The 22,657-nt window shown below is 47.6% G+C and carries 17 protein-coding genes and 1 tRNA gene; 13 read left to right on the forward strand and 5 right to left on the reverse strand.

Going from position 1 to position 22,657, the window contains the following annotated elements; translation table 11 throughout:
- Positions 1–45: 45 nt before the first annotated feature.
- The 6 genes from GRF55_RS05410 to GRF55_RS05435 all read left to right on the forward strand — a co-directional run bounded on the left by GRF55_RS05410 (position 46) and on the right by GRF55_RS05435 (position 4,877).
- Positions 46–357, forward strand: a complete 312-nt coding sequence (locus GRF55_RS05410) for a winged helix-turn-helix domain-containing protein (protein ID WP_220369493.1) — start codon at positions 46–48, stop codon at positions 355–357.
- Between the two features lie 72 nt (positions 358–429).
- A complete protein-coding gene (locus tag GRF55_RS05415) occupies positions 430–720 on the forward strand; it encodes a hypothetical protein (protein WP_220369494.1) in 291 nt (96 codons plus the stop codon).
- Positions 721–849: 129 nt separating this feature from the next.
- A complete protein-coding gene (locus GRF55_RS05420; protein WP_220369495.1) occupies positions 850–1,920 on the forward strand; it encodes a mannose-1-phosphate guanylyltransferase in 1,071 nt (356 codons plus the stop codon).
- A gap of 13 nt (positions 1,921–1,933) precedes the next feature.
- Positions 1,934–3,019: a GDP-mannose 4,6-dehydratase gene (gene gmd, locus GRF55_RS05425; protein ID WP_220369496.1), complete on the forward strand. Its 1,086-nt coding sequence runs from the start codon at positions 1,934–1,936 to the stop codon at positions 3,017–3,019.
- Positions 3,019–4,191, forward strand: coding sequence for a GDP-L-fucose synthase (locus GRF55_RS05430; RefSeq protein WP_220369497.1), 1,173 nt, complete (start codon positions 3,019–3,021; stop codon positions 4,189–4,191). Before gmd ends, GRF55_RS05430 begins: the two co-directional genes overlap by 1 nt.
- Before the next feature lie 41 nt (positions 4,192–4,232).
- A complete protein-coding gene (locus tag GRF55_RS05435; protein ID WP_220369498.1) occupies positions 4,233–4,877 on the forward strand; it encodes an HAD family hydrolase in 645 nt (214 codons plus the stop codon).
- 73 nt (positions 4,878–4,950) lie between these two features.
- Here GRF55_RS05435 and GRF55_RS05440 read toward each other — a convergent pair whose 3' ends face one another.
- Both GRF55_RS05440 and GRF55_RS05445 read right to left on the reverse strand, forming a co-directional pair.
- The gene (locus GRF55_RS05440; protein ID WP_255563844.1) at positions 4,951–6,771 is read right to left on the reverse strand and encodes a M6 family metalloprotease domain-containing protein; all 1,821 of its coding nucleotides are present in this window, start codon (positions 6,769–6,771) and stop codon (positions 4,951–4,953) included.
- Between the two features lie 5 nt (positions 6,772–6,776).
- Positions 6,777–7,559: an EFR1 family ferrodoxin gene (locus GRF55_RS05445; protein WP_220369500.1), complete on the reverse strand. Its 783-nt coding sequence runs from the start codon at positions 7,557–7,559 to the stop codon at positions 6,777–6,779.
- 105 nt (positions 7,560–7,664) lie between these two features.
- Between GRF55_RS05445 and GRF55_RS05450 the strand changes: the two genes are divergently transcribed.
- The 5 genes from GRF55_RS05450 (at position 7,665) to serC (ending at position 14,923) form a co-directional block, all read left to right on the forward strand.
- Positions 7,665–8,309: a DUF3256 family protein gene (locus GRF55_RS05450; RefSeq protein WP_220369501.1), complete on the forward strand. Its 645-nt coding sequence runs from the start codon at positions 7,665–7,667 to the stop codon at positions 8,307–8,309.
- A gap of 198 nt (positions 8,310–8,507) precedes the next feature.
- Entirely contained in the window at positions 8,508–11,108 is a 2,601-nt protein-coding gene (gene gyrA / locus GRF55_RS05455; RefSeq protein WP_220369502.1) for a DNA gyrase subunit A, read from the forward strand.
- A gap of 42 nt (positions 11,109–11,150) precedes the next feature.
- Complete coding sequence (locus tag GRF55_RS05460; protein WP_220369503.1) at positions 11,151–12,380, forward strand: hypothetical protein; 1,230 nt, start codon at positions 11,151–11,153, stop codon at positions 12,378–12,380.
- Between the two features lie 70 nt (positions 12,381–12,450).
- Positions 12,451–13,650 carry a hypothetical protein gene (locus tag GRF55_RS05465; RefSeq protein ID WP_220369504.1) on the forward strand — a complete coding sequence of 400 codons (1,200 nt, stop codon included), beginning with the start codon at positions 12,451–12,453 and terminating at the stop codon, positions 13,648–13,650.
- Between the two features lie 205 nt (positions 13,651–13,855).
- Positions 13,856–14,923 carry a 3-phosphoserine/phosphohydroxythreonine transaminase gene (serC, locus tag GRF55_RS05470; RefSeq protein ID WP_220369505.1) on the forward strand — a complete coding sequence of 356 codons (1,068 nt, stop codon included), beginning with the start codon at positions 13,856–13,858 and terminating at the stop codon, positions 14,921–14,923.
- 619 nt (positions 14,924–15,542) lie between these two features.
- Here the strand turns inward: serC and GRF55_RS05475 are convergent.
- The gene (locus tag GRF55_RS05475) at positions 15,543–16,721 is read right to left on the reverse strand and encodes an aminoacetone oxidase family FAD-binding enzyme (protein ID WP_220369506.1); all 1,179 of its coding nucleotides are present in this window, start codon (positions 16,719–16,721) and stop codon (positions 15,543–15,545) included.
- A gap of 7 nt (positions 16,722–16,728) precedes the next feature.
- Positions 16,729–19,245 carry an endonuclease MutS2 gene (locus tag GRF55_RS05480; protein WP_220369507.1) on the reverse strand — a complete coding sequence of 839 codons (2,517 nt, stop codon included), beginning with the start codon at positions 19,243–19,245 and terminating at the stop codon, positions 16,729–16,731.
- Between the two features lie 109 nt (positions 19,246–19,354).
- Here GRF55_RS05480 and GRF55_RS05485 point away from each other — a divergent pair.
- Positions 19,355–19,439: transfer RNA gene (locus tag GRF55_RS05485), tRNA-Ser, on the forward strand.
- Positions 19,440–19,482: 43 nt separating this feature from the next.
- Here GRF55_RS05485 and GRF55_RS05490 read toward each other — a convergent pair.
- A complete protein-coding gene (locus GRF55_RS05490; protein ID WP_220369508.1) occupies positions 19,483–19,917 on the reverse strand; it encodes a hypothetical protein in 435 nt (144 codons plus the stop codon).
- Between the two features lie 179 nt (positions 19,918–20,096).
- On the opposite strand from GRF55_RS05490, the gene glgP reads away from it, so the two are divergent.
- On the forward strand, positions 20,097–22,655 hold the full coding sequence (gene glgP, locus GRF55_RS05495) for an alpha-glucan family phosphorylase (protein WP_220369509.1): 2,559 nt from the start codon (positions 20,097–20,099) through the stop codon (positions 22,653–22,655).
- The last annotated feature ends 2 nt before the right edge of the window (positions 22,656–22,657 follow it).

Genomic DNA, 22,657 nt, shown 5'->3' on the forward strand with positions numbered 1-22,657 from the left:
GAATATGATTTTTGACCATTGATGATTTAATGTAATAACAAGATTATGGCAGAAAAGAAAGCAACAAAAAAGGCTACCGTAAAGAAGGCTCCGGCTAAAACTGCCGCTGCACCTAAGAAAGCAGCTGTGAAGAAGGTAGCAGAAAAGAAAGCCGTGAAGACTGTAATCAACTCAGAGAATGTCGGATTCAAGGCAGGTGACGTGTATCAGGCACTGGCTACCGCAAAGAAAGCTCTGACAGTCAGCGAAATCGCTAAAGCCGCAAACATCACGAAAGAAGAAGTCCTCCTCGGAACAGGATGGCTCCTGAAAGAAGGAAAAGTGAAGGACGAGGCAGGCAAGATTACATTGGCTTAAGCAAAAAATGAATGATAAAAGGACGGTATCATAGTGGTACCGCCCTTTTATTTATTAAAAGAGGCAAGTGGTTTGACGACCTACGAGAAAGAAATATTGAAAGTATTGGCTGAGGCTGGCGAACAAGGGCTTCCGCTACACAAGATAGCGAAACACGTGCACAACTCGTGTAACTCGCTCTTTGAAGCGTCTGACTACACGCAGGTGTATAACAAAGTCAGGGCGTACATCAGGCGGAATGTGAAAAATAAAAACTCGCTTGTCGAAATGTATAGGCGCGGTGTTTACCGTCTGAATCCGTCGTCGTCGGCAACCGCTCAGCTGAAAATAGACTTCGACGCGCAGGACACTCTGGCGGAATAGATGCGGTGAGTCTGTTAACGAACACTATTTTTATGTTGATTTATTAACCTTTTTGCAAATAAAGTTACTTATTTCAAGAAATATTATTATCTTTGCAAAAAAATCACATCATCTGTTATTTGAACAATCATGGCATTATCAAACAATCACCTTGTTATTATGGCAGGAGGCGTCGGCAGCCGCTTCTGGCCAATGAGTACAGAAGACTATCCCAAACAGTTTATTGATGTGCTGGGCGTGGGGCGCTCTTTGCTCCAATTGACGTTTGACAGGTTTTCCGGCATCTGTGCACCGGAGCACATCTGGATATTGACCAATCAGAAATATGCCGACATCGTTCGCCGGCAACTGCCCGAAGTTCCCGCAGAGAACGTGCTCTGCGAGCCTTGCAGAAGAAACACGGCACCCTGTATCGCCTATGCCAGCTGGCGCATCAAGGCTTCCGACCCGCATGCAAATATCGTGGTAGCTCCGAGTGACCACATCGTGATGGATGTTCCTGAGTTCAAGCGCGTCATCACCCAATGTCTGGCATTTTGCAGTGAGAGCGATGCCATGCTGACACTGGGAATGAAGCCGACGCGCCCGGAAACAGGGTACGGATACATACAAGCCGACCTCGGTTCAAGCTCAGTGCGCAACAAGGAGATATTCCGGGTGGATTCTTTCAGGGAAAAGCCTGATTTGGAAACAGCCCAGCAATACATACAGAACAGGAATTATTTCTGGAATGCCGGTATTTTCATCTGGAACGTGCGGACAATCGTCAATGCCTATCGCATGTATCAGCCGACATTGGCAAAACTTTTCGAAGATATCTCCGGTGTCTATGGAACTCCGGAGGAACAAGCCGTCTTGGACAGCCGCTATCCCGAATGCGAGAATATCAGTGTCGATTACGCTATCATGGAAAAGGCAGAAGAGATGTTCGTTTGTCCGGCAGACTTCGGTTGGAGCGATTTAGGCACGTGGGGCTCACTGCTCGCGCAGACCAAGCACGACATGCATGGCAACAGCGTCATCGGACCAAACATTTCAGTTTTCGATACCAAGAACTGTATCATACATGCTACGGAAGAAAAAAAGGTGGTTGTGCAGGGACTGGACGGCTATATCGTTGCGGAAAAGGACAATGCGCTTCTGATTTGCAAATTGTCGGAAGAGCAGAAAATCAAACAATATTCAGAAGAAACAAAATAAACAAGATATAACTATGGAAAGAAAAGTAGCACTGATCAGCGGTATCACGGGACAAGACGGTTCCTATCTTGCTGAGTTTTTGTTGGAAAAAGGGTATGAAGTACACGGTTTGCTTAGACGCTCATCGTCGTTTAACACCGCCCGCATAGAGCATCTCTATCTGGATGAGTGGGTGCGCGACATGAAGCAGAAGCGCCTGGTGGACCTTCATTGGGCAGACATTACCGATTCCTCGTCGCTTATCCGGATTATCGGTGAGACCAAGCCGACGGAAATCTACAACCTGGCAGCGCAGAGCCATGTGAAAGTCTCTTTCGATGTGCCTGAATATACCGCCGATGCCGATGCAGTAGGCGTGTTGCGACTGCTGGAGGCTGTCAGAATCTGCGGATTGGAGAAAGAGTGCCGCATCTACCAGGCCTCGACATCGGAGTTGTACGGAAAGGTGCAGGAAGTGCCACAGAAAGAGACAACGCCTTTCTATCCGCGCTCTCCCTATGCCGTAGCCAAACTCTATGGCTATTGGATCATGAAAAACTATCGTGAGTCATACGATATGTATTGCTGTAACGGCATCCTCTTCAATCACGAGAGTGAGCGCCGTGGCGAGACGTTCGTGACCCGTAAGATTACACTTGCTGCTGCCCGCATCGCACAAGGATATCAGGACAAGCTCTATCTGGGTAATCTCAACTCATTGCGCGACTGGGGATATGCGAAGGATTACGTGGAGTGTATGTGGCTGATATTGCAGCAACCGCAACCCGATGATTTCGTCATTGCAACGGGCGAATATCACACGGTGCGCGAGTTCGCAACACTGGCGTTCCATGAAGTGGGTATCGAACTGGAATGGAAAGGTGAGGGCGTTGATGAAAAAGGATACGACAAGGCTACGGGAAAAGCACTGGTAGAGGTCGATCCGAAATATTTCCGTCCGGCAGAGGTTGACCAATTGCTCGGTGATCCGACGAAGGCAAAAGAAGTGTTGGGATGGAATCCGCGCAAGACCACATTCCCCGAATTGGTGAAAATCATGGTCGAACACGACATGCGGTTTGTGAAGAAATTGCACTTGAAAGCACAAATTGAAGACTGATGTTAGACACGAATAGTAAAATCTATGTGGCAGGACACCGCGGACTTGTCGGCTCTGCCATCTGGAAGAATCTCCAAAAGCGGGGATATCACAATCTCGTGGGCAAGACCCATGCGGAACTGGATTTGACAAATGCCGATGCCGTGCGGAAGTTCTTCGATGAGGAAAAGCCCGATGCTGTCGTCTTGGCAGCAGCTTTCGTGGGAGGCATTATGGCAAACTGGCTCTATCGTGCAGATTTCATCATGCAGAACATGAAAATGCAATGCAATGTCATCAGCGAAGCCTATGCCCATGGCGTGAAAAAATTACTTTTCCTAGGCAGTACCTGCATCTATCCGAAGAGTGCACAGCAGCCGATGAGTGAAGACGCGCTACTGACTTCGCCGTTGGAATACAGCAACGAACCGTATGCCATTGCAAAGATTGCCGGTTTGAAGATGTGCGAAAGCTACAATCTGCAATACGGAACGAACTACATCGCCGTGATGCCGACCAATCTTTACGGTCCGAACGACAACTTCCATCTGGAAAACAGTCACGTCATGCCTGCCATGATGCGAAAGATTTATCTCGCAAAACTTATACATGACGGCAACTGGGATGCTATCCGACGCGACCTGAACAAGCGCCCAGTGGAAGGTGTTACGGGCGAGCAGGATGAGCAAGCAATCTTAGATGTGCTGGCGAAATACGGCATATATAATAATAAGGTGGTCTTGTGGGGCACGGGCAGTCCTCTTCGTGAGTTCCTCTGGAGCGAGGACATGGCAGACGCAAGCGTCCATGTGTTGCTGAACGTGAACTTCAGTGACATCATCGGAATCGAAAAGTATTCCTCCGTCTTTTACGGAACGGCAGCCGATGGCGCTGTCGATCGTGACAATTCGGCGGGCAGGGGAGGAGCTATCCCTGCCTTGGGGGAGATTCGCAACTGCCACATCAACGTGGGAACGGGAAAAGAACTCACCATCCGCCAACTCTCCGAACTGGTCGTCAAGGCTGTCGGGTTTGAAGGTGAGGTGGAGTTTGATGCGAGCAAGCCTGATGGTACGCCCCGGAAGTTGATAGATGTCTCTCAACTTCATCGTCTCGGATGGAAGCATCAGGTGGAAATCGAAGATGGAGTTGTGAAACTTTTTGAGTGGTATCGCGACAGCATCAACGCATGACGACGTGGTGCTTGCTTGGCATTTCGATTTAGGAATCAGTCATGAAAGAAACATTCGAGACCTATATCTTCGACTTGGACGGCACGCTGCTCAACACGTTGGACGATTTAGCTGCAAGTGTCAACCATGCTCTGCGGGAACTGAACCTGAAGACGCATTCTACGGACGACATCCGCCGGTTTTTGGGTAACGGTGCCCGCAAGTTGATAGAGCGTGCCGTGGAAGGCGGTGCGCAAAACCCTTTGGTGGATGAGGTGGAGCAGAAATTCCGTGCACATTATCTGGAGCACAGCCTTGATACCACCCAGCCATATCCGGGTGTCATCCAGATGTTGGATGAACTGAGACGCAGAAACAAGAAAATTGCCGTTGTCAGCAATAAATTCTATGCTGCCACGCAGCAGTTATGCCGTCATTTTTTCGCACAGCAAGTAGAGGTAGCCATCGGTGAGCGGGCAGACATTCGTAAGAAGCCTGCACCAGACACCGTGCTTGAAGCCCTCTCACAGTTGCGTGCCGACAAAAGTTCGGCTGTGTATGTGGGCGACAGCGAGGTGGATATCGAAACCGCTCGAAATGCCGGACTTCCCTGTATCAGTGTGCTATGGGGATTCCGCGACCGTCCTTTCCTGGAAGAGCATGGAGCAACATGCTTTGTAGAGCGCCCGGAACAGATTTTAGGGTAGTTTGCGAGAAATCTATAATAAAAAACTCTGCGATGATTGAAGTCGCAGAGTTTTTTATTTCAAGACCATTGCCTTATGGGACAATGACTTTCTTCTTGTTCTGGATATAAATTCCTTTTGGCAGATTCTCCAGTTTTGTTCCGACGAATCGCCCGTCAATGGTATAGATGCGCCCGTCGGAAACAGTCGCTTGAGTCGTGATGGTGTTGATGCCTGTCACATGATCATCGAAATCGTGAATATACTTGAAACTGATGACACCCCTGTTTTCCTGGATGTTTGCCAGTGCCTTGTTAAGCTTGGTTCCTTTGTAAACCTTGAAGTTAGTGAAGTTGAGTGTGTCATTAAGTTCAGTCGTGTTAGTCGTTCCAGGGAACGGGTCGCCAGCATGCTGGTTCCTGTAATCGGCTTGAGTGGCTTTGCCGTCTGCAGCTGTTGCCCATGAAGCAGCCTCACCAATCTTATAGGATGAGCCGAGAATACCATCGGCAGGTACAATTGTCATCTTTGGCTTTCCAACAACGTCGTTCACGGAATTGGACGCAAGCGAGAATGCGTTGCTGTCGTAGCTTACATGGTTCACCACCAGTCCTTTGCCGAAATGTCCGCCATTCCATTGATAATATTGAATGTTTTCAAGAATGAAATACTCCTTTCCAGAAGCGTCATTGTCGTTCATGATCCGATATGCTTTTCCTCCAGCGTCAATGGGAATCATCTCGATGTCGGCATCCGACTGGAGCGTATCGATAGTGAACCATCCCATCGCTTCGCGCTCCCAGGCTGTATATGCTGGCGGATAGTAACCATTGCGGAGGTATTCGCCGTTGTCCATCAGGCTCCAGTATTCCATTCCCTGATTATCTGTTTGTGCGTTGGTGTTGTGAGCTGGATAGAAGTCGGGGAGTCCCAGACAGTGTGAGAACTCGTGGCAGAAAATACCGATAGAGTTGATGCGCTTGTATGGAGGTTCGGAAAATGCAGTCGGGTTACCTATCAGTTCGCAGTTTACACCATACCTGTAAATCTTTTTCCCGTCATAAGTTCCAGAAAAAGTTTGTCCTCCTGATTTCGGCCAGATACAACTTTCTGAATTGCCTCCAGTGTTGGCACCATAGCCTGCATAGATGACATAGATAAGGTCAACATAGCCGTCACCGTTTTGGTCGTAATCAGCGAAGTTGACACTGTCGTTAATAGCGTTGCAGACGTCGCGAATGAAGAGATCCATCCGGTCGTTTCTTCCTGCTCCGTAAGTCGCCATACCTTCTGGCAGTTTTACCGGTCCGTAAATGTCGAATTGTGGCGAGAAGTTTCCGAAGCTGACATCGGTGAAATATTGCTTTACGCTTCCCATGTTCCTGTGTTCGCTGTTTCCATAGTCTTCATGTGAGCGACTTGAACTGTTCAGGTATTGGTTGAAAGACTTTTTAGGGTTGGGAAGTGAGAATGTCGTGTCGCTGAACTCAGCCAATACAACAAGTACACGTGGTGTGCCGGTGTGTGGGAATAGCCTTGTCCCAGAGACAGGCTCACGGCGCATGGCGTTTTTCTTTTTAGTCTTCGCCACTCCGCTCATAAACAGTTCTTTGTTCTGCGCATTGGCAGCGAAGTGTTCAGCTTGGCTGCGCTTGTCAGCGTTATGGGCAAGAATGTTCGTGGAAGCGAGTTCGCCATTAGACTCAACTCTTGCAACATAGTAATCTGTTCCGTCTTGGTAGAGGAGCACTCCGTCAAGTGTCGTAAACCAGTGGCAGTCCACATCTCCATGACCGATAATCGTAAGTTGTGTCCCGTCTTTCTGAGTAACAGTGACAGGAAACGGATATACCTTTGAGGCATAGTTGCTGATTGCAATCGTCAGCAAGCACAAAATCATGAATACCTTTTTCATCGCGTTCATTTGTTTGCGTTTTTATAATAATATTGTCCTTTTTTCTTTGTTTGTCTGCCAAATTCGATAGCGTGTTGCGGGCAGTGATGGTAACATGCGAAACACGTCAGGCAGTCGCCGGTATGTTTCCATGTAGGGAGGTGTCCTTTCCCGCCGTCCATGTTCCTGACAGGGCAGACGGAGACACATGTACCACATTTCGTGCAGCGCTGCTCCTCCACACGGAACTTCTTGTCCGTGATGAGATGTTTAATGAAAAATCCTCCCAGCACACGGCTGTTGATGCGAGGCCAATTGCCAATGACAAGCCGCTCTGCACTTCTCTTTCTTCCGATAATCTCTTGGATACATCTCTCCAGTTCAACACTGGCTGTAGCTTTCTTCGCTGCTTCTTTTTGCGGTGTGTCCACATCCATGAATGGCAGTCCCACGTATGACTCTGGCATGATGAGTGAGAACTTGGCATCTAAATGGATGTTCCGCTCAGCCAGATCCTGTTCGAAAATCCGCATTGTCTCCCCGATGTTGTCGCCGGCGGTGCATAGTGCATAGCAGTAATGCTTGTCGGCATGCTCAATCGTCAGTCTCTCAATGAAACTGCGGACATTTTTCGGCGGTCGCCATCCGTGTACGGGAAAGCAAAAGCCGATGCGTTCATCCTTCTCGGGCGACCATACACAACTTTCCTTTTCCATATCAGGTATGAAAAACAGTCTTTCGCCGGTTGCCTCGCTGATTTTCTGCGCAGCCCAACGTGTATTTCCCGTTCCGGAGAAATAGAATATCATGCTGCAAAATTAATACAATTTTTCTATTTACCAAACTTTTCCAGTTATCGTGGGATAAAAAACAGGGAAAATGTTGTCAATGTCAAAGAAAATGGTTAATATTGCATGGAAAAAGAGAGTAACATGACCAGACGATATATATTAATAATGTTATGCCTGCTGTCGGGCATGATGAGTCTTTACGCACAAAAGACCATGCGTGACGTGTGGCTGTCCATGCCAGAGCAATATGCTCCCTACCTGACCGAAAGCATGCGTGTCAGGATGTTGGAAGCAGTAGAGGAAGGATTGCCCGAGAAGACGGACAACCTGCTGAAGGGAACTTGCCAATTGGAAAGAATCACGGATGACTATTTGCGGGCGGTCATGGGGAAGACGACGCGCGTGGAGTTGAAACTTTTCAAGACCGATGCGGGTGAAACGCGATTGTGTGCCGTCAAAACTTTGGTGGCAGGTGTCTCTGAAAGCATTGTACAGATAGGTCTTCCCAACTGGACAGAGATGAAGACACTGACATTGACAGATAACCTCCAGGCTTTTCTGCCAGATACGTTGTCACAAGAGATGCAGGAGAAGGCTGCCCTTCTCGCGTTTCCCATAGCGACCACAGTCAATCTGTCAGAACAGGATTCTGTGTTTGTGGAGCAGGTGAGTCTGCCGGAAATGTCCAAGGAAGACAAGCAGTGGCTGACCAACCTGCTGACAACGCGGAGGCGGACGCTTTCGGAGTTGCTTCCTTCAGAAAAATGATGGTATTCCTGCCATTTTCCATATTTGATTTCTAATAAACTTTAAATTTTCGAATATTTTCTCTGTTTTGCTTTTAGGAATCGATTTTTTGTTGTAATTTTGACCCTTGAAATCAGACCTAAAATCGCTCAGAATGAAAATAAATGGCATTTCTGGCGATTTTCCTGAAAAACGAATGTATTAAACAATAAAAAAATAATGGACGAAAATCAGACATTTGATCAAGATCGAATTATTAAGATCAACATCGAGGAAGAAATGAAGTCGTCATACATCGACTATAGTATGTCGGTGATTGTGGCTCGTGCACTTCCTGATGTGCGTGACGGATTCAAGCCGGTTCACCGCCGTATTCTTTACGGAATGAACGGTTTGGGCAATACGAGCGACAAGCCTTATAAGAAGTGTGCACGTGTCGTTGGTGATGTGTTAGGTAAGTATCACCCACACGGCGATTCATCGGTGTATGGAGCACTGGTGCGTATGGCACAAGAGTGGAATATGCGCTACACACTGGTTGACGGACAAGGAAACTTTGGTTCAGTCGATGGTGACTCACCTGCAGCTATGCGTTACACAGAGTGCCGCTTGTCGAGAATGGGTGAGCATATCATGGACGACTTGGAGAAAGACACCGTCGATATGGTGAGCAACTTCGACGACACGTTGACGGAGCCGAGCGTGATGCCCACAAAAGTGCCAAATCTGCTGGTGAATGGCGGTAATGGTATTGCCGTCGGAATGGCAACCAACATTCCCACTCACAATTTGGGCGAAGTGATTGACGGTTGCTGTGCTTATATTGACAATCCCGACATTGATACAGACGGACTGATGCAATACATCCCTGCTCCGGATTTCCCGACAGGTGCATATATCTATGGAATACAGGGCGTAAAAGACGCTTATGAGACAGGTCGTGGCAGGATTGTAATGCGTGCCAAGGCTGAAATTGAAAGTCATGAGACACACGACAAGATTGTTGTTACGGAAATTCCTTATGGAGTCAACAAACAGCAGTTGATAGAATATATCGCCGAACTTGTGAAAGATGGCAAGATTGACGGTATTTCCAATGTGAACGATGAAACAGGGCGTCAGGGTATGCGAATCGTTGTGGACGTGAAACGCGACGCCAACGCCAACGTAATCCTGAACAAACTCTTCAAGATGACCGCCCTACAAAGCTCGTTCTCAGTGAATTGCATTGCTTTGGTAAAAGGTCGTCCGCGCCTTCTTACATTGAAAGAATGTGTTAAATATTTCGTTGAACATCGTCATGATGTAACCATCCGTCGTACCAAGTTCGACCTGAAGAAAGCGCAGGAGCGTGCACATATTCTGGAAGGTCTGATTATTGCTTGCGACAATATTGACGAAGTGGTGCGCATCATTCGTGCGTCGAAGACACCGTCCGATGCCCAGCGCAATCTGGAAAAACGTTTCGACCTTGACGAATTGCAGTCGAAAGCTATCGTTGACATGCGCCTTGCGCAGTTGACAGGACTCCGCATCGATCAGTTGCATGAGGAATTTGAGGAACTGGAGAAGTTGATAGCTTACTTGCAGTCGATTCTTGACGATCCGGAACTTTGCAAGAAAGTGATGAAAGACGAATTGCAGGAGGTGAAGGAGAAATATGGAGATCCCCGTCGCACGGAAATCAAATATTCGAGCGAGGAATTCAATCCTGAGGACTTCTATCCCAATGATCCTGTCGTTATCACGGTGAGTCATCTCGGATATATCAAGCGTACACCGCTGAGCGAGTTCCGTGAGCAGGCACGTGGTGGTGTCGGTTCTACTGGAGCTAAGACGCGTGACCAGGATTTCACGGAATATATCTATCCGGCAACGATGCATCAGACGATGCTGTTCTTCACGAAAAAGGGACGTTGCTATTGGCTCAAGTGCTATGAAATCCCTGAAGGCGACAAGTCATCGAAAGGCCGTGCGATACAGAATCTGCTCAACATCGCACCGGACGATGCCGTGAATGCCTTCCTCCGTCTGCGTGGATTGAACGATAAGGAATTCCTCAACACCCATTACGTGGTATTCGCAACCAAGAAAGGTGTTGTGAAGAAGACCTGTCTGGAAGCATATAGCCGTCCGCGCACGAATGGTGTAAACGCCATTAACGTGCTGGAAGGAGACGAAGTTGTTGATGTTCGCCTCACCAATGGTAAGAATGAACTGATTCTTGCCAACCGTAACGGTCGTGCCGTTCGTTTCGACGAGAATGCCGTTCGCACGATGGGACGCGCGTCAACAGGTGTCCGCGGTATGAAGATTGACGGAGGCGACGATGAGGTGGTAGGCATGATTGTAGCCGGAAACACGGAGAATGAAACCATCATGGTAGTCAGTGAGAACGGTTATGGTAAACGCTCTCAGGTTGAGGATTACCGGAAGACCAACCGTGGAGCTAAGGGTGTGAAGACATTGAACATCACCGAAAAGACCGGACGACTCGTTTCTATCAAGAACGTGACAGACGACAATGACTTGATGATTATCAACAAGAGTGGTATCACCATCCGTCTTGCCGTCTCCGACTGTCGTGTGATGGGACGTGCCACGCAAGGTGTGCGCCTGATTAATCTTTCTAAGAAAAACGACGTCATAGCTAGTGTATGCAAGGTGATGAGTTCCGAGCTGGAAGCGATGGTCGAGGAAGAGAGCCGTGCACAATGGACTCAAAAGAAAGAAGATATCCAGCGCGACACGACCGCTACACCGGCAACGGATGAATCAGACACCGAAAATAATGATAGTGAAATATCAGAAAAAGAATAAGTGTTCGTTAATTAGATTATAAACCTTTTAAAAATAATGATTATGAAAAAATTACTGATGATGCTCTTGATGGCGGTAACCGCCTCAACAGCCTTTGCACAAGACGATGTAGTAAAGCAGATTCTCAAGCTGAAAGACTACAAGCAGGCTCTTAATCTTCTGAATTCAAACCTGAACGGAATGGATGCTGAGCAGAAAGCGAAATGTTACAACAAGGTGGTTGACCTTGCTCTTGAGAAGATTCAGGAAGAGCAAAACATTATGGCATCTAACGATGTGAAGAAGGAAAATGTTCCTTTCGACACGTTGGGACTCTATGATGCAACCAACGCTGCAATCGAAGCAGGTTTGCTCTGCAACCAATTCGACAACATGCCAAACGCTAAGGGAAAGATTAAGCCTAAGTTCGATGCCAATAAGGACAGACTCTATCCGCAGCGAATGAACCTCATCAATGGTGGAATCTATTATCAGGAAAAAGATGATTTGAAGAAAGGATTTGAGTATCTCGCACGTTATGTGGATTCTGCAGATGCACCCCTGTTCAAGTCATTCGACAAGGCTCAGGACGCCAACCTGACACAGATTGCATTCTACGCAGCCGTGTTCGCTTATCAGCTCAAGGATATGGCAAACGTGGACAAATATGCGACTATCGCACTTAATGACCCTGAGCGCGGTAAGGATGCTCTGAACCTGAAGATTGCTGTGGCACAGGAGAATCTGAAGACAAAGGAAGACTCTCTGAACTATATCAATACATTGGAAGGACTCTACGCAACCGACAAAAACAACGATATCGTTTTCGAGAGCCTCGCCATTATGTATTCGCAGATGGGTATGAACGATAAGCAGGATGCTATTTTCGCTGAGAAACTTGCAGCAGATCCTGACAACTTCACCGTATGGGCGATGCGTGGTCAGAGTGCCATGATTGACCAGAAACTGGACGAAGCTATCGGTCACTTCCACAAGGCGCTGAAGAAGCAGCCGGAGAACGCACAGATTCTTACTTGGATTGGTGCTTGTCTCCTTGACCGTGCCACACAGGCAGAGGAGCGCGCTTTGGGCAAGACCGGTCGTCTGGCTCCTGCAGCTGAAGCACAGATTCTTCCTCTCTTCGAAGAGGCTAAGACGCATTTGGAAAATGCACGTCGCGTAGATCCTGCACGCGAGAAGTCAAAGTGGGCTTATCCGCTCTACAGATGCTACTATCGTCTGTATGGTGCAAATGATGAGCGCACGAAAGAAGCAGAGACATATACTAAATAAAAACTATTTTGAACAGATGATAGGGGAGTCTCTTGCAACAGGATTCCCCTATCATTTATAGGTAGAGACAATGAGACGGATCATACTTTTTCTCTGTTTGGGCTTACTTTTTCCTACGTGTCTGTCGGCACAGAAAAAAGTGATGGCACAGGCACGCACCTACCTTAAAAGTGGAAAAGATTTCGACAAGGCGGAAAAACTGATGAACGACCTGTTGGCTGATTCTGCCAACCGTGGCAACATGAAGATTCGTCTGATACAGTTTGAGGCGGTGAAAAAACAGTATGAACAAGGAAACGAAAAACTCTATCTCAAACAGAAATACGATACGGCGGCGTTGTTCACCCATACCTACAAAATGTTTCACATCTTGGAGGCAATAGACAGTTTGGACATGCTGCCTGACAAGAAAGGGGAGGTCAAGCCGAAATATCGTGCCAAACATGCAGAATTCCTCAATATCTATCGCCCGAATTTGTATAATGGCGGTGGATATTACATCCAGAAACAGGACTTTTCGCGGGCTTATCAGTTCTATAAAACCTACCTCGATTGTGCCACGCAGCCGCTATTTGAGGGCTATGATTATCAAAATAGCGACAGCATCATGCCCAAAGCAGCTTATGGGGCACTGTATTGTGGATACAAACTGGAGAAACCGGAACTCGTCTTTGCACACGAGGAACTCGCTTTGCAAGATACGGTGCACATCGATTTCGTCTATCAATACGTTGCCGAGACTTATCTCTCACAGAAAGATACAGCCAACTATGTCGCCACCTTGCTGAAGGGTTTTGAGCACAGCCCTGAATTCCCCTATTTCTTCCCCCGTCTGACAGATTATTACAACAGGAGAGGGGAAATGGATGAGGCAATGAAAATCATCGACAAGGCGCTGTCCATAGACAGCCTGAACTCCATCTATCGTTTTGCCAAGAGCACGGTGCTGCTCAATACGGGAAAATTCAATGAGTGCATCGCTATCTGCAAGGAGTTGATAGCTGAGAACGACAGTCTTGCCGACGCCTATTACAATCTGGGATTGGCATATTTCACACAGGCAATCGAGCTGGACAAGAAGTCCCAACACTCCCGTGCCGTGCATCGAAAGATACGTGAACTCTACGAAAAGAGCCGCCCTTACATGGAGCGCTACCGCACTTTGGCGCCTCAGCGACAGAGAAAGTGGCGCCCGGTGCTATATACGATATACCTGAACCTGAACATGGGTGAGGAGTTTGATGAAATCAACAAGCTGCGGATGCGCTGACCGACACGCTGTGCGGAATGTTTCCACACGTCTTTTTAACAAATGCGTGACAAAATGTAAGTAGGAGACACGGGCAAAGGCGTTTTTTGCGGTGAATCGATAAAATAACCGCTAAATATTTGTGGGTTTGGAAATAAAAATGTAATTTCGCAGCGTTTTAGAAGAGTATGAAAACACATTATTAATAAAATCTTAATTTAGTTTTATGAAAAAGTACAATTTTACAGCAGGACCTTGCATCTTGAATCGCACGGTCATTGAGAAAACAGCTGAGGCAATTCTCGATTTCAACGGTATGGGATTGTCAATTGCAGAAATCAGCCATCGTTCAAAAGACTTTCAGGCTGTTATTGACGAAGCAGAAGCTTTGGTAAAAGAGCTGCTCGAAGTTCCTGAAGGATACTCTGTACTCTTCCTGGGTGGTGGTGCCTCTCTGGAATTCTGCATGATTCCTTACAACTTCCTCATCAAGAAAGCCGCTTATCTCAACACGGGTGTGTGGGCTAAGAAAGCCATGAAAGAGGCAAAACTCTTCGGCGAGGTAGTGGAAGTCGCTTCTTCAGCTGACGCCAACTACACATTCATCCCGAAGGATTGGACATGCCCGACAGACGTTGACTATCTGCACATCACAACCAACAACACCATCTACGGAACTGAAATCCGCAAAGACCTCGACGTTCCCGTGCGTCTCATCGCCGATATGTCGTCAGACATCTTCAGCCGTCCGGTTGACGTGTCTAAGTATGACGCTATCTATGCAGGTGCACAGAAGAACCTCTCTATGGCAGGTGTGACTGTTGTCATCGTGAAGAACGATGTTCTCGGACGTGCTCCGCGTGAGATTCCTACGATGCTCGACTACCGCACACATGTAGATAAAGGCTCTATGTTCAACACACCTCCTGTTGTTCCTATCTATTGCGCTATGCAGAACCTGCGCTGGATCAAGGAGCAGGGTGGCTTGAAGGCTATGGACAAGCTGGCTCAGCAGCGTGCAGAAATCGTTTACAACGAAATCGACCGCAACAAACTCTTCCGCGGAACAGTTGAGAAGGAAGACCGTTCACTGATGAACATCTGCTTCGTGATGAACGACGAATATGCTGAACTCGAGAAACCGTTCTTCGACTTCGCTACAGAGCGTGGCATGGTTGGTATCAAGGGACACCGCAGCGTAGGCGGATTCCGTGCAAGTACCTACAACGCCATGACCATCGAAGGCTGCGAGGCACTCGTTCAGTGCATGAAAGACTTCGAAGCTCAGCACTAAAATTGCTGTCAGCTGATTGACTAACCGTCCGATTTAAGACGCTGCTTGCAGGTTTTCACTTGCGCAGAGGTCTTAAATCGGATTTTTTTTGTCCTCTCAAAATATCAAAAAAACGGTTTTCACATTTAGCCGGCAATTAAGTTAAAAGGAAAAGAATTTTAAGGCAGAAAACTTTACAAAGGTCGTGTTCGTTCAGGAAGCGTCTTGTCGGATAAATCGAATGAGTATGAGAAAAATATACGTTTGTTGCCCAAAAGTTGCATTTTTAACCGACGAATATTCCGCATCCTTCTAAAAAACTTGCACTTTTGCCCGATAAAAGTGGTACTTTTGGACTCCAAAAGTGCCACTTTCAGCATGCAAAAGTTCCCCTTTTGGAAAACGGAAAAACAGGAACTTTTTCTAAATACTTCATTTTCAATGTTTTAAAATTTTGCTCAAAAAACTCATTTTTTTCACTCGGAGACTCAAATTTGGTAAGTTTGGCGAAATTTTCGTTCAACTCACATTTCCCAAACATCCGTTTTAGTTGTCGTCATGCAACTAAAATGATGCGAAATGTTAAAACCGTTTGCTCTGGAAATGGATAGGGGAGTGACTCAAAAAAGCCCGATACGGGTCATTCTGATGCGAGGTGCTTCGCCACGACGTATGCCGTTGTCCATGCCGCCTGGAAGTTGAAGCCGCCAGTGATACCGTCGATGTCGAGCACCTCTCCTGCGAAATACAGGTGTGGACGCACGCGGCTTTCGAGCGTATTCGGGTGAACAGCCGACAGGGCAATTCCTCCGCAGGTCACGAATTCGTCTTTGTGTGTGCCTCTCCCTGTCACCTGATAGTGGTCGTTCGTCAGCGTGTTGACAAGTCGGGATAAATCTTTCTTCCCGATGTCGCACCACCTGCGGTCGCTGTCGTTCAATGTCTTTCCCACTAAATATCGCCAGAGGCGCTGCGGAATGTTGATGGGGCAGAATGACGCGATGCTCTTCTTCGGATTTTGCGCAGCCGTTTCCTTTAACAGGCGCATCACTTCCATGTCTGGCAGGTTGCACCAATTGACTCCGAGTGGGGATTGAAAATTCCTGCTATGAAGGAGTGGGGCGGCATGGCTTGACAGTTTGAGGATGGCAGGTCCGCTCATTCCCCAGTGCGTGATGAGGAGTGTGTCTTCCGACTTGATGCGCGTTCCGGGAATGAATGCAGTCACACTGTTTGCGACCGTTCCCATCAGCTCGTGTAGGGCGTCATCGTCGATTTTCAGTGTGTAGAGTGATGGGAGTGACGGTTGTGTCTCAATTCCCTCTCTTTGCAGCCATTCAAGGCTTTTTGGCTGTGCCGCACCGCCCGTCGTGACAAGCACATCGTCGAACCCGTCCAGCTCGTCGAGTGAAGAAATCTTGCTGTTGCAGACGATGTTGATGTCGTGTTGGCGTGCCAGGCGGAGAAAGCAATCGATGATGGTGTGCGCGTCTTGCGAGGCAGGAAACACACAGTCGTCAGGCTGTATGGTCAGTTTCACGCCGTGTCTCTCGAACCACTGCATAGCATCGTGTTGATTAAAGACGTTAAACAGGCGTTTCATGAGGCGGTGTCCACGTGGATAAACGGCAGAGAGGTCTTTCACGTGTGCGAATGTGTTGGTGCAGTTGCAGCGTCCGCCGCCGGAAATCTCCACTTTTCTCAAGACCCGTTTACCCTTCTCAAAGATGGTGACGTGGGCGTCAGGAGCCATTTCCTTGAGGTTGATGGCAAAGAAGAAGCCTGCTGCTCCGCCTCCGATGACAGCTATCCGTTTCATGCTACACTCAAACTTTTATATCTACCACCGTGATGCCAGCGCCTCCGAACTGCACATGCTCGTCGCGGAAGCCGGAAACGTTGGGCACCGTGGCAAGATAGTCGCGAATCAGTTGCCGCAAGATACCATTGCCCGTTCCATGCAGGATACGCACGCGTGGCATCCCGATGATGATGGCATCGTCTATGAAATAGGTGACAGCCGTGACGGCTTCCTCGCCGCGCATGCCCCGCACATCGATGTCTTGCTTGAAATTCAGTTTCCGTTTGTTGATATCTTCCAGCGTCTTCCGAATCGTTTGCGGCGCTGTGCTGAGCTGTTGCTGCTTGTTCTCCTTTGCAAGTTCCAGTCGCCCGACCTCCATCTTTGTGCGCATGTTGCCAAAAACAATCACCGCCATGTTGCGGTCCATACTTTCGATGATGCCGACCGTCTGATTTCCTTTGATACGAACGTAGTCGCCGACCGCCAGTTCCCGTTTTTCCGCATTCTCTTTCGGTGCTTTCTGCGACATTGCCGCTTGCTCCTTTTTCTTGTTTTCTTTCCGTTTGCTGCGTCGTTCCTGACGCTCAACAATCTGCCGCATCTTACGCTCGATGGACTTGTCGCCATCGTCTTTCTCGAAAGAAGCCACTTCCTGTTTGAACGTCTCAAGCTCCTGTCTCAGCCGTTGCGTGTTTTCCTTTTCCGCTTGCTTTTCGCGTATCTCACGAATGGTGTTCTCTATCTTTCGGTTGCTTTCAGTAAGCAGTTCTTCCGCCTGTTCCTTGGCTTTTCTCAACACGTCCTTTCGGTTTTCTTTCAGCTCAGTCATCGCTTTCTCATACTGGCTGATGATGCCCTCAAGTTCCTTTTCGCGCAGATGGATGTTCTTTCGCTTGTTTTCCCAATAGCGCTTGTCACGAACGATGTCCTGAAGATATTTGTCGCTTTGGATATATTCCGACCCGACGATGTCCGAAGCATCTTTGATGACCTCTTCCGGAATGCCAATCTTTCGGGCTATCTCGACGGCGAACGAACTTCCTGGTTTTCCGATTTCAAGTTGGAACAAGGGGCGCATCTCGTGTCGGTCGTAGAGCATGGCGCCGTTCGTAACACCATCCTGAATATCAGCGTATTGCTTAAGGTTCTGGTAGTGGGTCGTTATCACGGCAAAGACTTTTTTCAGGCAGAACTGCTTCAATATACTTTCCGCTATAGCCGCTCCGATGCGCGGCTCAGTGCCACCGCCAAACTCGTCAATCAGCAAGAGCGTGCGACTGTTGCCACGCTTGAGCATGTTTTTCATGTTGAGCAAATGGCTGGAATAGGTACTCAGGTCGTTTTCGATATTCTGTTCGTCGCCAATGTCAATCATGATCTCGTCGAACACGCCCGTCTTTGAGCGATAGCTGACAGGAATGGACAATCCGCATTGCAGCATGTATTGCAGCAGTCCGACCGTCTTCAGGCAAACAGATTTTCCTCCGGCGTTAGGACCGCTTATGATAAGGATATGCTGTTCTTTCTTTAGAGTGATTTCGAGTGGAACTATCTTTTTGTTTTGCCTTTTCAGCGAGCGTTCGAGGAGCGGGTGGCGAGCCTCTATCCAGTCAATCTCCGGAGTCTGTCCCACAGTGGGTTCGTAAGCATCCATCGCCGAAGCCAAATGCGCTTTCGCCCGTATAAAATCAATCGCAGCAAGGAAGTGGTAGGCAGACAGGATTTCATCAACATGCGGGCGTATGTCTGAAGAGAACTCAATCAATATGCGCATGATTTCGCGACGCTCCTCATTCTCTAACTCCCGTATGCGGTTGTTTGCCTCCACCACTTCGGTCGGCTCCACATAAACGGTCTTTCCCGTTGCCGACTCGTCGTAAACAATACCGCCGATTTTCCGCTTCAAAGCAGAGGCAACGGGAATAACCAGGCGACCGTCACGAAGGGTGGGAGAGACATCTTTCTCCACGACACCCTCACTCTGCGCGGCATGTAATATCTTATATAATGTACGTGCGACGGAACTTTCAGCCTTAGACAGATTTCTCCGAATCGTCAATAGTTCGGGAGATGCGTTGTCGTGAATCTTTCCAAATCTGTCCACAATCTGGTCGCATCGCTTCACGATGCCCGAGAAGGAACGGATGCCCTCTGTGAGCCGTTGCAGCGTAGGATAGGAAAAGGGACCGTCGTCAGCATCTTCGCGCCGGTTCAGAAAAGTAACACATTGATTGATCGTATCTAATGAGCGCCGGAGGTTAAAAACTTCTTCGGCTTCCATGTAAGTGCCTTCCACGCGCAGTCGGCTGACACCCTCACGAACATCAAAAAGATACTGCAACGGGAAACTGTCCATGCCCGCTTCGATGCGCCGGAACTCGACAATCTGACTCAACTGCTCGTTGATCATGCGCTCATCTTTCGACATCGCTATGCTGTCAACCAATTCACTCCCTAACGAAGAGAGGCAATTCTCTTTCAGCAGGAGCTTAATCTCCCTAAAGCCTATCTTTTCCTCGAAATCATGCGGATAAATCATGTTGCGAAATTAAACTAAAATCAGCAAACAAGCAAAAAAATAAAAGAAAAATTTGCGGGATAACAAAAAAGACATTAACTTTGCAACCGCTTTTAGACCATTTAAGCAAGGAGAGATGGTAGAGTGGTCGATTACAACGGTCTTGAAAACCGTCGTGCTGAGAGGCACCGGGGGTTCGAATCCCTCTCTCTCCGCTAAAAAAGAGAAATCCTGCTTGGGATTTCTCTTTTTTTGTGCCTATTTTTTCGGCTCTTGCCTTTTGAATGACAAGGTGCCTGGCATCTTATTCCACTTCTTGTTGATGACAAATTTCATGGGACTGCCTGATTGGTGCTTCCACGTGTAAGAGCCGTCGGGGTTGAAAGTAAGAAGGGCAACGAAATCTTCGCTTCCATAGTCGTTGACAACCGAAAGCTGGGCAGTGTTGGGACGAATCATTTCTGCATCAATGACAATCCACTTGCGGAAATCTTTCTTTATGGAAATATATCCTGCAACCTCACCAAGCACTTCCTGCTGAGGCACAAGAATGTTCTTTTTCACTAAATCAATTTCCATGCTAATCTCATTTTGCTCATTGTAAAGAGATGCCTGGAACGGATTCTGATCATGCTGCGCATGCACGCAACATGCTACTAACACTGCAATCAGTAGGGTATGAAGTCTTTTCATGGGTGTCAAGCTAAAACGTATTTATGTCTGCAAAGATAAGTAAAAGATAGGTAATTAGCATTCAGAATATAGATTTTTTTGTAACTTTGCATCGTTTTAACAACGTGAGGGAAAAGAATTGGGCACAGATTTGTGTGAGAGAATTCTTTCCGATATATAAACATAGGTAATAGATTGTTATGAAAATTAAGACAGATTGCAGTAATTTGCCTCAATGGAAGGAGCTGACAGTGAAGTCGCGTCTTCCTGAGGAGTTGAAGTGCCTGGATGAGTTGGCGCATAATGTGTGGTGGGCTTGGAACTATGAAGCTCGTAATTTGTGGAAGAGCCTTGATGAAAAGCTATACGAAGAGGTGAATCATAATCCCGTGTTGTTGCTGGAGCGTTTGAACTACGACCGTAAGGAAGCAATCGTTAAGGATAAGGCTATCATGAAAAAGGTGAAAGACGTATATGGACGATTTGAGAAATATATGTCCGTGAAGCCTAACAAGAAACGTCCGTCGGTAGCTTATTTCAGCATGGAATATGGACTTAATCATGTTTTGAAGATATACTCTGGCGGCTTAGGTATGCTGGCAGGCGACTATCTGAAGGAAGCATCCGACAGCAATGTGGATATGTGTGCCGTCGGCTTTATGTATCGCTTCGGCTATTTCAAGCAATCGTTGAGCATGGATGGCGAACAGATAGCAAACTACGAGGCACAGCATTTCAACTCTTTGCCCATCGTCCGACAGATGGATTCTGACGGTAATCCGATGGTGGTGGACGTGCCTTACATGAACTATTATGTACACGCCAACGTGTGGAGGGTGAATGTCGGACGCATCTCGCTCTATCTGCTCGATACTGACAACGAGATGAATTCTGAATATGACCGTCCTATCACGCACACACTTTACGGAGGTGACTGGGAGAACCGGTTGAAGCAGGAGATTCTTTTAGGCATAGGAGGTATGCTGACACTGAAGAAACTCGGTATTGAAAAAGAAATATATCATTGCAATGAGGGACATGCTGCGTTATGCAATCTGCAGCGCCTCTGTGATTATGTGAAGGAGGGGCTTACGTTCAATCAGGCAATGGAGCTCGTACGTGCCTCTTCGCTTTACACCTGTCACACGCCGGTTCCTGCCGGTCATGACTATTTTGACGAATCACTCTTTGGGAAATACATGGGTGGTTATCCGGCAATGCTCGGCATTACTTGGGATGAGTTTGTCGGTATGGGACGCGAGAATCCTGAAGACAAGACAGAGCGCTTCTGTATGTCAACCTTCGCATGCAACACCTGTCAGGAAGTGAACGGTGTGAGCAAGCTGCATGGGTGGGTCAGCCAGAAGATGTTTGCCCCCATTTGGAGTGGATATTATCCGGAGGAGAATCATGTGGGATATGTGACCAACGGCGTGCATTTCCCCAGTTGGGCAGCAACAGAATGGCGACAGCTGTATGGTAAATACTTCGATGAGAACTTCATGAATGACCAAAGTAATGAGAAGATTTGGCATGCCATCTATGAAGTTCCTGACGAAGAGATATGGGCTACGCGCATGACGCTAAAAGAGAAGCTCGTCAAATACATACGTGACAAGTTCCGTGAGACATGGCTGAAGAATCAGGGCGACCCGTCGCGAGTGGTTTCGCTCTTGGAAAAGATAAATCCGAATGCGTTGATGATAGGCTTCTGCCGTCGTTTTGCCACCTATAAGCGTGCGCACCTTCTGTTTACCGACCTTGAACGCTTGTCAAGGATAGTCAACAACCCGGAGCATCCCGTACAGTTTATATTCTCAGGGAAAGCGCATCCTGCCGACGGGGCTGGACAGGGATTGATTAAGAAAATATTCGAAATAAGCCAGCGCCCGGAGTTCTTGGGCAAAATCATTTTCCTCGAAGATTATGATTTCCTCTTGGCGCGCAGGTTGGTTTCCGGAGTTGATATCTGGATGAACACTCCGACTCGCCCGCTTGAAGCATCAGGAACGTCAGGCGAGAAGGCAGAGATGAACGGAGTGGTGAACCTCTCGGTGCTCGACGGTTGGTGGCTGGAAGGCTATCGTGAAGGTGCCGGCTGGGCTTTGACGGAAAAGCGTACCTATGAAAACCAAGGATATCAAGACCAGTTAGACGCTGCGACCATCTATGGACTGCTCGAAAACGAGATAATCCCGCTTTACTATGCCCAAAACAAAAAAGGCTACAGTGAAGGATGGATTCAAGTCATCAAGAACTCAATAGCAACGATTGCCCCGCATTATACCATGAAACGCCAACTGGATGACTATTTCTCCAAGTTCTATGTAAAAGAAGCTGCACGTTTCAAGGAACTTTCTGCAAACAACAATCAGCTGGCAAAAGAAATTGCAGCATGGAAAGAGAGCGTGGCAGAAAAGTGGGATGGCATACATGTGGTGTCGAAAGAAACTACTATACCCGAAACCGGAGCAGAAATGGGAATCCAATATGTCCTAAGATATGTGATAGACGAACAGGGACTGGATGATGCTATCGGTTTGGAATATGTCGTGTTGCATACCGATAATGACGGTACGAATCACATCTATAGCGTTCATCCGTTCAAGAAGATTGGGAAGAACGGAAATCTCTATACGTTTGAATGTAAGATAGAACCAGACGATGCCGGAACATTCAAGACTGCTGTGCGCATGTATCCGAAGAATGAAAAACTGCCACATCGCCAGGATTTCTGTTACGTGAAATGGCTTGACTAAGA

The sequence above is a fragment of the Prevotella sp. Rep29 genome (genome assembly GCF_019551475.1).
GTDB lineage: Bacteria > Bacteroidota > Bacteroidia > Bacteroidales > Bacteroidaceae > Prevotella.